The organism is Lacrimispora xylanolytica (assembly GCF_026723765.1).
Classification (GTDB): domain Bacteria; phylum Bacillota; class Clostridia; order Lachnospirales; family Lachnospiraceae; genus Lacrimispora; species Lacrimispora xylanolytica.
Map to the genome: position 1 here is coordinate 770,469 of NZ_CP113524.1, position 16,318 is coordinate 786,786.

Consider the following 16,318-nt stretch of genomic DNA (forward strand, 5'->3'; position numbering starts at 1 on the left):
CCTGTGTCAGTATTCACGACTGTATTGGTTGTAATTTTGGCATCATTAGTCGTCGCTTTTATTACCTGGTTTGCTGCGATTTCATATCGTAAGAATACCTATGAAAGTAAAATAGGTTCAGCAGAAGAAAAATCCCGGGAAATAATAGATGAAGCATTAAAGACCGCTGAGACAAAGAAGCGTGAAGCTCTCCTTGAGGCAAAAGAAGAGTCAATAAAGACTAAGAATGAACTGGAAAAAGAAACCAGGGAAAGAAGAGCTGAGCTTCAACGTTATGAAAGACGAGTACTAAGCAAGGAAGAAAACTTGGACAAGAAGTCTGAGGCTATGGAAAAACGAGAAGCAGGTCTTGCTGCTCGAGAGGACGCGCTGAATAAGAAAAATGCCGAAGTTGAATCATTATATGAAAAAGGCATTCAGGAACTGGAAAAAATTTCCGGACTTACCTCCGAACAGGCAAAAGAATATCTTTTAAAATCTGTTGAAGATGATGTAAAACATGACACTGCGAAATTAATTAAGGAACTTGACAACAAAGCTAAAGAAGAAGCCGATAAAAAGGCAAAGGAATACGTGGTCACAGCCATCCAAAGATGTGCTGCGGATCATGTGGCAGAAACTACAGTTTCTGTTGTACAGCTTCCTAACGATGAGATGAAAGGCAGGATCATCGGTAGAGAAGGCCGTAATATTCGTACGTTAGAGACCCTTACAGGTGTTGAACTCATTATTGATGATACCCCTGAGGCAGTTGTATTGTCCGGATTCGATCCGGTTCGTAGAGAAGTGGCCAGAATTGCATTGGAACGACTCATTGTGGATGGACGTATTCACCCAGCCAGAATTGAGGAAATGGTAGAGAAGGCACAGAAAGAAGTAGAAACCAATATGCGTGAGGAAGGAGAGGCCGCCGCTCTTGAAGTGGGGATTCATGGCCTTCATCCAGAACTCATCAGACTGCTTGGCAAGCTGAAATACAGGACAAGCTACGGACAGAATGCGTTAAAGCATTCCATGGAGGTTGCCCAGTTATCCGGTTTATTAGCCGGAGAAATCGGACTTGATATCCGTATGGCCAAGCGTGCCGGTTTATTACATGACATCGGTAAAGCCGTTGACCATGAGATGGAAGGATCCCATATTCAGCTTGGTGTAGAGCTCTGCAGAAAGTATAAGGAATCTGCAATCGTGCTGAACACGGTAGAATCTCACCATGGCGACGTTGAGCCACAGAGCCTTATTGCCTGTATTTGCCAGGCAGCGGATACAATTTCTGCGGCAAGACCTGGAGCCAGAAGAGAGACTCTGGAGACATATACAAACAGATTAAAACAGTTAGAAGATATTACCAACTCCTTTAAGGGAGTGGACAAGTCCTTCGCCATTCAGGCAGGACGTGAGGTTCGGATTATGGTAGTTCCCGATCAAATCAACGATGATGATATGGTACTTTTAGCTCGTGATATTTCTAAGAAGATTGAAGAAGCCTTAGAGTATCCGGGACAGATCAAAGTCAATGTGATCCGGGAGTCCAGAGTAACAGATTACGCAAAGTAAAAATAGTGCCCTAAAACCGTATAATTTTAGATGTGCGGTTTTAGGGCATGTTTCATGTCGGAGGACGAATACGTGAAACAAAGATTGAAAACATTGCTGTGCTGTCTATTGATCAGCCAGCTATTTCTTATAACGGTATACGCAAAGCCGGACTGGCCGTCAGACACTGACATCCAGGCAGAAGCCGGTATTGTGATCGATGCAGATTCGGGAGCAGTCATATTTGGAAAAAATATGCATGGACAATATCCCCCTGCCAGTATCACGAAAATTTTGACCGCGTTGGTGGTGCTTGAGCATGCCAAGCCCGATGACATGGTTACCTTTTCCAAGGATTCGGTATTTAATGTGGAAGCAGGGAGCGGTAACAAATTAAATGTAACAGACGGCGATAAGCTTTCTGTAGAAGATTGTCTTTATTCTCTCATCCTTCATTCCTGCAATCAGGCAGCCAATGCCCTTGCAGAGCACGTGGCAGGAAGCAGAGAAGATTTTGTGAAGATGATGAATGAGAAGCTGGAGGAGATTGGCTGCGTAGAAAGCCATTTTGACAATCCTTCCGGGCTTAACGGAGACACTCAGTATGTATCTGCTTACGATATGGCACTTATTGCAAAGGCAGCATACGGCAACAAAAAGCTGGTGGAGATCAGCTCTGCTTTAAGCCATAAGATTCCTCCTACCACCAACAATCCGGAGGGACTTACGATTTACAATGAGCACCGTCTGGTGAAAACAAAAGATACTGCCAGCGAGTTTTATTTCCCTTCTGCCGTAGCCGGAAAGACGGGGTATTTAATCAAAGCAGGCAATACGCTGGTGACATATGCGGAGCAGGATGGAAGAAGACTGATTTCCGTAGTGTTAAAGGGAAGTCCAAGACAGTATTTTATCGACGGTAAGAATCTATTGCAGTTTGGATACGATCGTTTTCAGAATTTTAAGATAGAAGAGAATGAAACTTCCTATACCAAGGGAGAGGAAGCGGTTAAAGTAGGGGATAAGAGCTTTCAGCCCTCTGACTTGGAGCTTCAGACAAATCAGTTTATTACTCTTCCAAAGGATGCCAAGTTTTCCGATGCAGATAAAGCACTGGTTACTGACCTTCCAAAGGATAGTCCAAAGGGAGCCGTTGCACTGATCCAATATACTTATAATGACAGAAAAGTAGGTCAGGCTTACTTAATATCTAAAACTGGTACCACAGACCCAAGTCAGCCAACGGATGAGGGAACCAAGGAGCCGGCTTCCACTGAAGGAAGCAAGGAGCTGCCAGCCTCTGGAGTCAAGATGTCAGGCGGAAAGGGCATAGGCCTTTTGGCTGCTGGCCTTTTAGGAATTCTGGCCGTTGTTGGAGCTGGAGCTGGATTCGTTATTTATAAAAGAAAAAAGGAATTCAGGGAAAGCGAGCTTCGGAGAGAAGAGCGGAGACGTCGCCTGAGAGCTGATGGTGATACAGAAGCTTTTGAACGCATGTTAAAAGAGCGCCGCAATACAAAAGGAAAAAAATAAACAATGAAAAAGACCAGCTGGGGTAGCTGGTCTTTTTTCGGAGAAGGTATTTCGTTTCTTATGGGGTGTAGCAAAAACTATATAATGTATTGGGGGGGTTACAAATATAATATAACCGAATTGAGAAAAAAAGTGTCAACAAAAATTCATAAATATAAAAAGCATAATTGTGTAGTTTGTCTAATGGTCTGTTAAATTGCATAATAATATATAATAAAAAAGGAAACATCACTAGTTTTTGTGATTATTTTGCATGATTCATGATAAACAATCTGGTATCTATCAAATTGATAAAAAATTAACCAACTATCTCTCTATTCTATCAGCAATCTGCTGTAAGCCACAAATTGATTCAATGGATTTTCCCATTTTAACAGCATGTCCTGCATGTCTTAAGTGTTCCCATAATATAGATGATAAAGGAAGTCTGAGCTTCTTGTAATAACTACCAAATGTGATAAAATAATGAAAAACAACTTGTGCAATGGTGCGTACAAGTTATACATTGATAGTAAGAGGATGTTTGATCCATCTTACGGAAAGAGCAGGAGGTAAAACTTATGAGATTTTTCGTAGACACAGCCAACATTGAGGAAATTAAAAAAGCCAATGATATGGGCATTATCTGCGGTGTTACCACCAATCCATCTTTGATTGCAAAAGAGGGAAGGGATTTTAATCAGGTGATCGAGGAGATTGCTTCTATAGTAGATGGTCCGGTGAGCGGTGAAGTAAAGGCCACCACTGTGGAGGCCAAAGCTATGATAGAGGAAGGACGTCAGATTGCCTCCATTCACCCAAACATGGTAGTGAAGATTCCTATGACGGCGGAAGGGTTAAAGGCAGTAAAGGTTCTTAATTCGGAAGGGATTAAGACTAACGTGACGCTGGTCTTTTCCGCAGCCCAGGCGCTTTTGGCTGCAAGAGCAGGAGCTTCCTATGTTTCCCCGTTTTTAGGAAGGCTTGATGATATTTCCATGCCGGGAATTGATCTTATTAAGGATATTATGGACATCTTTACGGTTCATGGGATTGAGACTGAGATAATCGCAGCCAGCATCCGTAATCCTGTCCATGTGATAGACTGTGCAAAGGCAGGTGCTGATATTGCAACCGTACCTTATCCGGTATTGGAGCAGATGACGCATCATCCTCTCACAGATCAGGGAATTGTTAAATTCCAGGATGATTACCGTAAGGCATTTGGCGAATCATAAATGGAAGCAAATAGAGAAAGGTTGGAAGAACAAAATGGCGTACAGCAAAGTTAAGATGGTAGTTGATAAGGAATTTCGCATTGCAGAAATAGATGAAAGGATTTACGGCTCATTTATTGAGCATCTTGGACGTGCCGTATATGACGGTATTTACTCCCCAGAGCATCCCACTGCCGATGAACACGGCTTTCGTGAAGATGTAAAGGATTTGATCCGGGAGCTTAATGTTCCGATTATCCGGTATCCAGGTGGTAATTTCGTATCCAGCTTCAATTGGGAAGACAGTGTGGGACCTTTAAATGAACGCCCCAGACGTCTGGAACTTGCTTGGAAAAGCATTGAAGAAAATAAAGTAGGCTTAAATGAGTTCACCAAATGGACCAGGAATGTAGGGTCTGATGTAATGATGGCAGTGAATTTAGGAACCAGAGGAATTGCAGATGCCTGCAATATTTTAGAGTACTGTAACCACCCAGGCAATACCAAATACAGTGATTTAAGAATCAGCCACGGCTATAAGGAGCCACATAACATTAAGACATGGTGTCTTGGCAATGAGATGGATGGACCATGGCAGCTGGGACATAAGACCATGGAAGAGTATGGCCGTCTTGCAGAAGAAACAGCCAGAGCCATGAAAATCATTGATCCTACCATTGAGCTGGTATCCTGCGGAAGCTCTTCGCTGACCATGCCCACCTTCCCTGACTGGGAGGCAGTAACACTTCAGCATACATACGACCACGTGGACTACGTTTCCATGCATCAGTACTATGGAAATCAGAAGGGAGATACCGAGGATTTCCTGGCTTGTTCCGATGATATGGACCAGTTTATTCGTACTGTAATCGCTACCTGCGATTATGTGAAGGCAAAAAAGAGAAGCAAAAAAGAGATTAAGATCAGCTTTGACGAATGGAATGTATGGTATCACTCCAACGCGGCTGACGATGACATTACAAAAAATCATCCATGGCAGATCGCACCTCCTATGCTAGAGGATATCTATACCTTTGAAGATGCCTTATTGGTAGGACTTATGCTGATCACTATGATCAAGCATGCAGACCGTGTGAAGATGGCGTGTCTGGCTCAGCTTGTCAATGTCATTGCACCGATTATGACTGAGGCTGGCGGCGGTGCTGCATGGAAGCAGACAATTTTCTATCCATTTATGCACGCATCCAAATACGGAAGAGGAACGGCTCTTCTTCCAGTTATCAGTACTCCTAAGTTTGATACAGCGACCCATGAGAATGTAACCGCTGTTGAGGCTGTTCCTGTTTACAATGAGGAAAAGGAAGAAGTTACTATTTTTGCAGTCAACAGAAGCATCAAGGAAGATGCCGAGATGACCATTGATGTCAGAAGCTTTTTAGGATACCGTGTTCTTGAGCATACAGTTTTGGAATGCGATGATCTTCAGGCTGCGAACGGACCATTTAATCAGAAGGTGGCTCCAAAAGAGACCAGTCAGTCTGTTCTTGATGGTGGAGTGGTTACAAGCAAACTGAATAAAGCTTCCTGGAATGTAATTCGTCTTGGAAAGTAAATAAAAGTAAGGGGGTAATCTTATGGTAAGTAAAGAATATAAATTCTGGTTTGCAACTGGTTCCCAGGATCTCTATGGGGAAGAGTGCCTGAGAAATGTGGCAGAGCATTCTGCTATTATTACAGAGCGTTTAAACGCCTGCGGTTTTCTGCCATTTCCGGTGGTATTAAAGCCCGTACTCATTGACAACACTTCCATCCGCACCCTGTTTCATCAGGCCAATGACGATGAGACTTGTGCCGGAGTTATTACCTGGATGCATACCTTTTCTCCAGCGAAATCATGGATCTTAGGACTTCAGGAATACAGAAAGCCGCTGCTTCATTTACATACCCAGTTCAACCAGGAGATTCCTTATGACTCCATTGACATGGATTTCATGAATGAGAACCAGTCTGCCCATGGAGACCGGGAATTCGGACATATGGTAACACGAATGGGAATGGCAAGAAAGGTGATTGCTGGCTTCTGGGATGAGGAAGGTGTCCAGAGACGAATCGGTGACTGGATGCGTACCGCAATCGGAGTGATGGAAAGCAGTCATGTCCGGGTGGTCCGGGTGGCAGATAACATGAGAAATGTTGCTGTTACCGAAGGAGATAAGGTAGAGGCACAGTTAAAGTTTGGCTGGGAGATTGATGCCTATCCGGTCAGTGAGATCACAGACTTTGTAAAGGATGTAAAAGAGGGCGAGGTATCTTCTCTGGTAGAAGAATATTACAGCCGTTATGAAATCCTGACTGAAGGAAGAAGCCCGGAGGAGTTTAAAGCTCATGTGGCAGCTCAGGCAAGGATTGAGCTGGGATTTGAACAGTTCCTGAGGGAAAAGAATTATCAGGCCATTGTCACCCATTTTGGGGATCTTGGAGCATTGCAGCAGCTTCCGGGCCTTGCCATCCAGCGTCTGATGGAAAAGGGCTATGGCTTTGGAGCGGAAGGTGACTGGAAGACTGCTGCCATGGTACGCTTAATGAAGCTTATGACCTCTGGAATAAAGGATGCCAAGGGTACCTCCTTTATGGAGGATTATACCTACAACTTAGTTCCTGGTAAGGAAGGAATTCTACAGGCCCATATGCTGGAGGTATGTCCAAGCATTGCAGACGGCAAGGTTGGAATTCGAGTAAATCCCCTTTCAATGGGCAATAAGGAAGATCCGGCGCGCCTTGTATTTACAGCAAAAGAGGGGAAAGGAATTGCTACCTCCCTCATTGATCTTGGAAACAGATTCCGTCTTATTATCAATACCGTAAACTGCAAAAAGACAGAAAAGCCGATGCCAAAGCTTCCAGTGGCAACTGCCTTCTGGACTCCGGAGCCAAATTTAATCACCGGAGCAGAGAGCTGGATTCTGGCTGGAGGTGCTCACCATACGGCATTTTCCTATGACCTGAAGCCAGAGCAGATGGGAGACTGGGCAGAAGCCATGGGAATTGAAGCTGTTTTCATTGATGAGAATACAACCATACGTGGTTTAAAGAACGAATTGAAATGGAATTCGGTAGTGTACCGCTAAGAACTTGATGGGGTCCGCCTCCTTAAGGGGGCGGGCCTATTTTAAAGGAGGGGTCCAAAATGAAAGGAAACGATATCCAAACAGCAATCAGGGAAGGCAAAACAGCACTTGGAATTGAGCTTGGTTCTACCAGAATCAAAGCAGTATTAGTGGATGAAGACCATAACCCCATTGCTTCTGGCAGTCATGATTGGGAAAATAAGTATGAAAATGGAGTATGGACGTATTCCATACCTGATATCTGGCGTGGAGTACAGGACAGCTACCAGAAGATGGCAAAGGAAGTAAAGGAAACCTACGGGGAAACCCTCACCACCATTGGCGCGATCTGTTTTTCTGCCATGATGCATGGATATATGGCTTTTGACAAGGAAGGGGAAATACTGGTTCCTTTCCGTACGTGGAGAAATACCATGACTGGAGAGGCCTCCCAAAAGCTGACTGATATTTTTTCCTATCATATTCCTCAAAGATGGAGCATTGCCCATCTCTATCAGGCGATTCTAAATAAGGAAGACCACGTTTCAGCCATAGATTATCTCATTACCCTGGAAGGCTACGTTCACTGGAAGCTTACAGGAAAGCGGGTGCTTGGTATCGGAGACTGTGCGGGTATGTTTCCTGTTGACAGCACCACAAAGGATTATTATGAGCGGATGGTGGAACAGTTTGATTCCCTCATTGAACCGGAAGGACTTCCCTGGAAGCTTAGAGATATTATGCCAAAGGTCTTAACCGCAGGGGAAGAAGCCGGTACATTGACCGAGGAGGGAGCTACCCTTCTTGATGTCAGCGGCAATCTGAAAGCAGGAATCCCTCTTTGTCCGCCGGAAGGAGATGCAGGAACCGGAATGACGGCTACCAACAGTGTCGCCAGAAGAACGGGAAATGTGTCCGCAGGAACCAGTGTATTTGCCATGGTCGTACTGGAAAAGGAGCTTTCCAAGGTTTATGAGGAAATAGACCTTGTTACTACACCGGCAGGAGATTCTGTGGCAATGGTACACTGCAATAACTGTACTTCAGATTTAAATGCCTGGGTTTCTCTGTTTGAGGAGTTTGCTGAGGCTATGGGAATGAAGACCGATAAGAATACTTTATTTTCCACTCTTTATCAAAAAGCTTTGGAGGGAGATAAGGATGGAGGCGGTCTCTTATCTTACGGCTATTTATCCGGGGAGCATATCACCCATTTTGAAGAGGGAAGGCCATTGTTTGTCCGTACACCTAACAGCCGTTTCAATCTGGCTAACTTTATGAGAGTACATCTTTATACTGCTCTTGGAGCATTAAAGGTAGGCATGGAAATTCTCTATGAGGAAGGTGTTAAGCTTGATGTGCTTCTGGGCCATGGAGGTTTATTTAAGACAAAAGGCGTAGGGCAGAGCATTATGGCAGCAGCCATGAACGTTCCGGTCTCGGTTATGGAAACAGCAGGAGAAGGCGGTGCCTGGGGAGCAGCTCTTTTGGCTTCCTACATGATCCGAAAGGATGAAGGAGAGACTTTAGATCATTACCTGGCCCAAAAGGTATTCCATGGGGAAACTGGTACGGTGATAAAGCCGGATGCACAGGACGAAGCCGGATTTAATGTATTCATGGAGAGGTATAAAGCCGGGCTTTCCATCGAGCGGGCAGCCCTGGATTATATGAAATAATACCACAGACAGAAAGGCGGAGAGAATATGCTGGAAGAATTAAAACGTGTTGTGTACGAAGCAAATATGGAGCTGCCACGAAAAGGGCTTATTACATATACCTGGGGAAATGTCAGCGGGATTGACCGGGGGAGGGGGCTTTTTGTAATCAAGCCCAGCGGAGTGGATTATGAAAAACTGAAACCGGAAGATATGGTAGTTATGGACCTGTTGGGAAATAAGGTGGAGGGAGATTTAAATCCCTCCTCTGATACCGCCACTCATTTGGAGCTTTATAAGGCTTTTGAGGCGGTAGGAGGGATTGTTCATACTCATTCTCCTATGGCAACCTCCTGGGCTCAGGCTGGCCGGGCTCTGCCCTGTTATGGAACTACTCATGCCGATTATTTCTACGGCGAGATTCCATGTGCCAGGAATCTGACCGAGGAAGAGATTGAAGAAGGGTATGAGAAAAACACGGGAATGGTAATCATTGAGACCTTCCAGGGGAAAAATCCCATGCACGTACCTGGGGTCCTCTGTAAAAATCATGGTCCATTTACCTGGGGAACGGATGCAGACAATGCGGTTCATAATGCAGTGGTCTTAGAAGAAATTGCAAAAATGAACCTGATGACAGAACTTTTAAATCCCAATATCATTCCTGCACCTCAGTGCATGCAGGATAAGCATTTCATGCGCAAACATGGCCCTAATGCCTATTACGGGCAGAAAAAATCGTAAGGAGCTTTCTATGGCAGAGGACAGTGGTAAGACAAAATACTATGTATTGATGGAAGAATTAAAGCAGGATATCATATCCGGGAAACGAAAGCCAGGAGATCGTCTGCCATCTGAAAATGAATTATCTGCCTCCTGTCACGTAAGCCGCCACACGGTGAGAAAAGCACTTTCCATTCTGGAGCAGGAAGGCTTTATTGAGGCGGAGCATGGCCGGGGCACCTTTGTCTCCAGAAAGGCAGGAGGAAAAAAGGGCTCCGGCAATGTAGCGGTCATTACCACCTATTTGTCGGACTATATATTTCCCAGGCTGATTCAGGGAATTGACAGCGTGCTTACGGCAGGGGGATACAGCATTATCCTTAAGAATACCGGAAACAGCAGGTTAAAAGAAAGCAAATGTCTGGAGGAAATACTGGAAAAGGATATTGACGGCCTAATCATTGAACCCAGCAAAAGTGAGATCATGTGCGGTCATAAGGGGCTTTACGACAAGCTGGATTTCTATCAGATTCCATACGTGTTCATTCAGGGGTATTACTCCCAGATGAAGCATAAGCCCCATATTCTTATGGACGACTGCATGGGGGGATATCTGGTGACGAAATACTTAAGAGATCTGGGGCATGAGCATATCCTGGGTATCTTTAAGGCAGATGATATTCAGGGCAGGGACAGGCATAAGGGATATGTAAAGGCCCTCCAGGAAACAGGGATCTTCTATGATCCTGATATGGTAATCTGGTTTCATACGGAAGACCGGACGGTGAAGCCTTCAGAGGTATTAAAATATTTGCTGGAAGAAGGAAGAGTGATAGACGGAATCGTCTGCTACAATGACCAGATCGCTCTGGAGATTATTAAGACACTTGAAAAATGCGGATTGTCTGTGCCAAAGGACATATCAGTAACTGGCTATGATAATTCCTTTATTGCAGAGAATGGAATGGTAAAGCTGACTACCATCGCCCACCCCCAGGAGCGGCTGGGGGCTATGGCAGCAGAACTTCTTTTGGAGAAGATTGACGGCATACCAGATGAGGAAAGCCGGGTAGAGAGGATATTAAAGCCGGACCTTGTGATCCGTGAATCCTGCAGGGAACGAAAGGGTTGACTCAATGCGTGCGAAGCTTTCCCATGTAAAGGACACATCCTATAATTAAAGTCCCGGATAATAGAAACAGCATCTGCATCCCTCCCATGGGAAAGCCAAGTATCTTCATGGAGGGAAGGACTTTTAGAAGAAATGCGCCAATCAGGGTTGCAAGGAATCCGCTGAGTCCGGCATAGGATGAATTGGCACTGACATAAGGAACCCTTTTCTCTGTGGGAGCATAGTGGTATTGCAGGTGGAACACGGAAATTGCAATTCCTCCCCAGGCGATGCCTGATAGTGCCTGCAGCGGGGGCTGGAGGACGTAACAGGTTTCCGGCGTCATAAACAGCCAGCTTGCGTGAATCAGTCCTAGAAGGCCCATAGAGGCTCTTGTAACAAATAACCAGGAGGTTTTATCCGCCAGCTTTCCCCAAAGGGAAGAGGCGATAATCCGAAGGGTAGAGGAAATCAGTCCCAGGAAGGTGATATAGGTATAATCAAGCTTTAGTCCTGTCACCATGTAAACGCTGAAAAAGGGGCCTGCTACCTGGAGAGCCACGTTCCAGAACATGTAGGAAAACATGACTTTTCTATATTCTTTATCTGCCAGGGGGGAAAGTATGGAATCCCTGAGCTTTTGGACGTGGGGCGTACTTTCTGGCTCCTTAATGGAGGAGAGGCACCAAAAGTCCAGGCATGCCAGGGTGAATACCACGAAGCCTACCACGTAAAATCCCTGCTGTTCCATATCCCCGCTCCGAAACCAGTCCATGACACGGCCCATGATCAGGCTGATGGCTGTGGACATACCAAAGGCAAAGGAGTCTTTCTTCCCAAGATATTTTCCCCGAATGGTGGAGGGGACCAGCTGGAGAATCCAGTTACCGATGCCGGTTCCGATAAATGCACCGAAAAAATGAGCTGTTCCATAAATTCCAACCAGCGCAAGCAGGCGGAGGCCCGGATTCTCGATAAATAACGGTACAAAGAATACGGAAGACAGCAATAACCGGTGAATCAGGGAAAAGGCTGTAAGAATGTTTTTTCTCCGGCTCATGCTTTCTAAGAGGACTGCGGAAAACATCTGAAGCAGACAAAGCAGCAAGGGCAGAGAACCGATGATTCCATTGATGGAGTCGGTGGCTCCCAGTGAGCTTGCATATCCGGACAGAAATGCGCCCGTAGTCAAGGTGACAATGCCGTTTGCGCAGCATCCTTCTGCAATAAAGTATCTTCTGCCACTTTTATAATCTAAATCCGTCATAAGCGCTCCCTGAGAGCGGTTAGGAAACATTTTTTCTTTTATCTGTAATACGATGTCCATCATGTTAAGTCGGCAAATCTGCCGCGATCCCCTTTTCATTTTGCTGATTTTCTGCTATGCTTTTATTACATGAAGCAGCGTAGATTAAGAATGCTGCTGCTTTTTACCTTTCTCTATATTGCCAGTAGAATGAAAAGGATACAAGAGGAAAAAGAAGCGAAAAACTGGAGAATTCCGACTCGGGGTGACAGGGGGATGTTATGGAACATTATTTACAGCTAAAAGCGGTACTTCCGGTAAAAGCGCTCAATGCAGGATACTTAGTAACAGGGGGAAATGGCCGTCATGCAGACCGGGTCATGGATTCTTTTGAAATTATCTATGTAAATTCGGGAGTTTTGGGGATTGCCGAAGAAGAAATATCTTACAATGTGGAAGAAGGGGAGGCACTGATCCTGTTTCCAGGCAGGCACCATTGGGGAACCAGGGAATTTGATGAGGACCTGACCTTTTACTGGCTTCATTTTCATCTGGAAGAGGAAGCGGTAAGGACAGGGCGGGATGTGATGTCCCTGCCTCAGCTGATACGGGTGAGAAAGCCGGAGCAGTTTGAGGATCTATTTCGCCGTTTTATCAAGCGGCAGAACGTTTGCAGAGATGATAGGACCATCTTAAATCTGGTGCTTTTGGAGCTTCTTTGTGAACTGAGTGATTCTCTTTCGCCTATGGAAGTCAATGGACAGAAGGTGCTCCTGGCCAACCAGGCAGCGCAGTATATCAGAAATCATCTAGAGGAGCCGTTATCTTCCTCTATCCTGGCAGAAAAGCTGGACTGCAGCGCGGATTATCTGGGCCGTGTTTATAACGCTGTGTATGGGAAGACCCTGACAGAGGGGATTCATGAGGTGAGGTTAAATAAGGCCTGCCGTATGCTGGTAGAGACAAGTCTGACCGGGAATGAGATTGCTTATCAGTGCGGTTATCAGGATGTGGACTATTTTCGCAGAATCTTTAAAAAGTATATGGGAATTACGCCAAAGGAATACCGCCAGACCTACAGCCTGGTAGGAAGAAAATAAAGGAAGCGGCAGGAGAGGAAACTCATCTTGCCGCTTTTCTGTATTCTGCCGGGGAAAGTCCGGTCTGTTTTTTAAAAATCCGGCTGAAATACAGGGGATTCTCGTATCCGATGATAGTGCCAATCTCACCCACGGTGTAATCCGTGCTTTCTAACAGCTCCTTTGCCTTGTTGACTCGTATGGAGGTAATATATTTTCCTGGCGGCATTCCAGCGTACTGTTTAAAGCTTCGGATAAACCAGCAGGTACTCATATGAAGTTTTTTTGCATATTGCTCAACTTGTATGTCTCTGGTAAAGTTTTCGTGGAAATAGTGGATGGCCTGTTCCATCTCTTCTTTGATCTCAGTTTTTTTATAGCCTCCTTCTTCTTTTAACCGTTTGAGGGTAAGGAAAAGTTGTCTTAAATAAAGAGAGGACAATTCTTCGGAGCAAGGCCGTGGAAGCTGGAGTTCTTTGATCATGGATAGAAAAAGGTCCTGATACTTTGCCGAGATTCCGGTATACAGGATATGATCTCCTGAAAATCCCGCTTCTTTTATGAGTGTTTGTGCATCTTCTCCTGTAAAATGAAGCCAGTATACTTCTGGTTTATCCTCCAGGTAATACGCGTACTGCTGAAGACTGCGGGGGTGATAGATGACCATGTGTCCGGCCGGAACCTCCCTGGGTTCTCCGTTTATGTAAAAGGTAGCTTTTCCGGATGAAATGTACAGGATCTGATAGTCCGGCCGGCCCAGAGGGCGTATGGTGGACATGACTGGGAGGGTAAGAAGGCGATATACTCCGCAGCAGTTGGTCCTTAATGGGATATTGTAATCTTCCAGTTCTTCATCGGTTAAATCCATATAGCCTGTATTTGCGTACATAGACATGGCTCCTTGGGGTATTATTTCTTTTTTTATTCATCAAAGAATGCATCGTCGAATTGTTTCATCTCATCCGTTACTTCTATATCGGTACGCTGGTGAGCGGCATTGACCTGTAAGTGGGCGCGGTCCCTTTGCGGGATTGGAGAAATCTTTGATTGTTCTTGTTCACAGCGGTTGTATTCCATTTGAAGGATAGTATCTACGGTATGTCTTCCTTTGTCATCGATGGAGCGGTATTTCAACAGATGTTCTTCTTCTGATTTTGTCATAAGAATTGGCTGATTCATATTGGTATCTTCACTCCAGCCCATGAGATATGCCGGGCTGCATTCTAGAATGCTTGCCATGTGAGCGATGACAGAGCGCTTAATGTTTTCCACCCGCCCGTTTTCGTATTTTGCAATAGCAGATTTTTGAAGTCCAAGTTTTTCGGCTAATTCTTCTTGAGTATATTTCATGATAAGTCTACGTTCTTTTATTCGTTCTGCCATTCCCATGACTTTTATACCTCTCTTTTCACTTGTTGTGTCTTAATTTTACTATATTATTAGAGGATATGCAAGGGATTATGATAAAAGTGTCTTAAAATTCATATTCGTGATTGACAGAGGAAGAGATACGTGATATATTTTAAGTGTCTTAAAAAGATACAATAGTTTTGGTTTAAATTATTATATTGTACGATGCGTGAGGAGGGTATATGGGGATATTGTATTGATAAGCTGATGGTGTGTTTATGGGGGAGGGTATTTTGTTAGATACCTGTTTACTTTGAAAAGTATTAGGATTTTAAAATCTAAGAATTGAATAATTAAAAATTTTAAGTATCAAATCGTTAGATGAACATATACAAAATCTGATTTTATTAGTGGTGAAATGATTGGCTTTAGAGTCGAGTGAAATAAGATATAGATTATAAGCAATTTTTTTTACAATAAATGTGTCTTAAAAAGACTCTAAAATAGCATGAGGTTTATATTCATAGATAGTAAGTATGAAATGCATTATTCATTTGACTGGGAAGGGTTTATATTTCCCGATAAAAGGGAGGAGCCGACAAGATTGGGGGATCCTGTCGGCTGAGTATGAAAAAAAGTTTATTTAAATGCTGTCTCTTTACATTTACTAATATACTGGGAAATTGTGACGGTATTTTGATGAAACTGTGAAGAGTCTGTGAAAGTATTAAGCAACGTTGAAAATTAAGTATTGGTACTTGGTATTTTATTGTCCAAAGCAGAGTGGCGATACAATTGTTGGTAAATAAATTGAGGTTAATAAGAGCTTTTGAAAGAGATGTCAGTTGTGGAGGGAAGGGATGGAAAAGGTTAACTTTTGTGATGTTAAAAAGAAATGCATGTATTGTGGGAAATCGTATCCTTCCAATTCACTTAAAAAGAATTGCTCGTGTAAGGATCATGGGAGATTATTTGCAGTAGGAAACTATTTTGAAAGAAAAGTAAAAGGAGGAATCAGCAATGAGTAAGGAAGTTAGAAAAATATATACCTTATATGACAATGGCTGCAAGATGGGGCAATACAGTGCATTAGAAGCATCAGCACTTTTAAAAATCCCCTGCGCGTCAATCTCATCTTATGCAAGCTCAGGGGCAAGGGCATTTGGCAGGTATACGTTTGAACCTATGGAATCTGTGGAGGTGCAGGACCCACTAGCAGTGGAATGGGATAAGGTTAGAAATGAAATTTTGGCAGCAGGGAGGTGTAAGCATGGATCAGGCAGTGGCAGAACAATTAGTAAAGTCAGCAGCACTGGAAGCGGTTCAGTTGTTTGAGAAGTCTCAGAAAAAATGCAGCAGGACAAAGGTTTTTCACAATGCCAAGAAACTGATGGAGAATTATAACCGGATACATCAGGGGATGATAGAGGGCATCTCTGAACTATCATATTTGGATGACCGCAGCAGTTCTCAGAAATCCTCAGAAGAGGACATTTATATTAACAGTATCCTGAAAAGTAAGCTCCGAAGCATCGTAATGATTGCACACCTGGATAAATGTATGAAGCTTTTAAAAGAAGAGCAGATAAGAAAAAATGCGCCGGAAAAGTTTGAGGCCTTTAAATTGTACTATCTGGACAATGTGACTCAGGAGGAAATTGCTGAAATTCTACATAGTACAGACAGAACCATACGAAGATGGGTATCCGAAGCAACAGAAATACTGAGCGTTTACTTATTCGGAGCGGATGCCATTGTTCTTGAGTAGGACATTTAATGCTTATCCAAATCGTGTCCTGTCTAAGACGATATAGCAGA

15 protein-coding genes are annotated in these 16,318 nt (G+C 44.1%); 12 read left to right on the forward strand and 3 right to left on the reverse strand.

Annotated features, from left to right (window positions below; translation table 11 throughout):
* The first annotated feature begins 3 nt into the window (after window positions 1-3).
* From rny to OW255_RS03730, 8 genes are all read left to right on the forward strand, one after another.
* The gene (rny, locus tag OW255_RS03695; RefSeq protein ID WP_024837244.1) at window positions 4-1,557 is read left to right on the forward strand and encodes a ribonuclease Y; all 1,554 of its coding nucleotides are present in this window, start codon (window positions 4-6) and stop codon (window positions 1,555-1,557) included.
* 72 nt (window positions 1,558-1,629) lie between these two features.
* The gene (locus tag OW255_RS03700; RefSeq protein ID WP_268115668.1) at window positions 1,630-3,069 is read left to right on the forward strand and encodes a D-alanyl-D-alanine carboxypeptidase family protein; all 1,440 of its coding nucleotides are present in this window, start codon (window positions 1,630-1,632) and stop codon (window positions 3,067-3,069) included.
* Window positions 3,070-3,629: 560 nt separating this feature from the next.
* Window positions 3,630-4,286, forward strand: coding sequence for a fructose-6-phosphate aldolase (gene fsa / locus OW255_RS03705; RefSeq protein ID WP_024837242.1), 657 nt, complete (start codon window positions 3,630-3,632; stop codon window positions 4,284-4,286).
* 34 nt (window positions 4,287-4,320) lie between these two features.
* A complete protein-coding gene (arfA, locus tag OW255_RS03710) occupies window positions 4,321-5,838 on the forward strand; it encodes an arabinosylfuranosidase ArfA (RefSeq protein WP_268115669.1) in 1,518 nt (505 codons plus the stop codon).
* A gap of 22 nt (window positions 5,839-5,860) precedes the next feature.
* A complete protein-coding gene (gene araA / locus OW255_RS03715; RefSeq protein WP_024837240.1) occupies window positions 5,861-7,354 on the forward strand; it encodes an L-arabinose isomerase in 1,494 nt (497 codons plus the stop codon).
* A 59-nt stretch (window positions 7,355-7,413) separates the two neighbouring features.
* A complete protein-coding gene (locus OW255_RS03720; protein ID WP_024837239.1) occupies window positions 7,414-9,012 on the forward strand; it encodes a xylulokinase in 1,599 nt (532 codons plus the stop codon).
* A 27-nt stretch (window positions 9,013-9,039) separates the two neighbouring features.
* Entirely contained in the window at window positions 9,040-9,735 is a 696-nt protein-coding gene (locus tag OW255_RS03725) for an L-ribulose-5-phosphate 4-epimerase (protein ID WP_024837238.1), read from the forward strand.
* A 10-nt stretch (window positions 9,736-9,745) separates the two neighbouring features.
* Entirely contained in the window at window positions 9,746-10,846 is a 1,101-nt protein-coding gene (locus tag OW255_RS03730) for a GntR family transcriptional regulator (RefSeq protein WP_024837237.1), read from the forward strand.
* A gap of 1 nt (window position 10,847) precedes the next feature.
* Here OW255_RS03730 and OW255_RS03735 read toward each other — a convergent pair whose 3' ends face one another.
* Complete coding sequence (locus tag OW255_RS03735; RefSeq protein WP_268115670.1) at window positions 10,848-12,092, reverse strand: MFS transporter; 1,245 nt, start codon at window positions 12,090-12,092, stop codon at window positions 10,848-10,850.
* Between the two features lie 260 nt (window positions 12,093-12,352).
* On the opposite strand from OW255_RS03735, the gene OW255_RS03740 reads away from it, so the two are divergent.
* On the forward strand, window positions 12,353-13,171 hold the full coding sequence (locus OW255_RS03740; protein ID WP_024837235.1) for a helix-turn-helix domain-containing protein: 819 nt from the start codon (window positions 12,353-12,355) through the stop codon (window positions 13,169-13,171).
* Between the two features lie 22 nt (window positions 13,172-13,193).
* Here the strand turns inward: OW255_RS03740 and OW255_RS03745 are convergent, their stop codons facing one another.
* Window positions 13,194-14,039, reverse strand: a complete 846-nt coding sequence (locus OW255_RS03745) for an AraC family transcriptional regulator (RefSeq protein WP_024837234.1) — start codon at window positions 14,037-14,039, stop codon at window positions 13,194-13,196.
* A gap of 32 nt (window positions 14,040-14,071) precedes the next feature.
* On the reverse strand, window positions 14,072-14,539 hold the full coding sequence (locus OW255_RS03750) for a helix-turn-helix domain-containing protein (protein ID WP_024837233.1): 468 nt from the start codon (window positions 14,537-14,539) through the stop codon (window positions 14,072-14,074).
* Between the two features lie 821 nt (window positions 14,540-15,360).
* Here OW255_RS03750 and OW255_RS03755 point away from each other — a divergent pair.
* The 3 genes from OW255_RS03755 to OW255_RS03765 are packed head-to-tail and all read left to right on the forward strand — an operon-like array spanning window position 15,361 to window position 16,268.
* On the forward strand, window positions 15,361-15,528 hold the full coding sequence (locus OW255_RS03755) for a hypothetical protein (protein WP_155857761.1): 168 nt from the start codon (window positions 15,361-15,363) through the stop codon (window positions 15,526-15,528).
* Window positions 15,521-15,835, forward strand: a complete 315-nt coding sequence (locus tag OW255_RS03760; RefSeq protein WP_035317681.1) for a hypothetical protein — start codon at window positions 15,521-15,523, stop codon at window positions 15,833-15,835. Before OW255_RS03755 ends, OW255_RS03760 begins: the two co-directional genes overlap by 8 nt.
* Entirely contained in the window at window positions 15,771-16,268 is a 498-nt protein-coding gene (locus OW255_RS03765; protein WP_035317679.1) for a sigma factor-like helix-turn-helix DNA-binding protein, read from the forward strand. Before OW255_RS03760 ends, OW255_RS03765 begins: the two co-directional genes overlap by 65 nt.
* Window positions 16,269-16,318 lie beyond the last annotated feature (50 nt).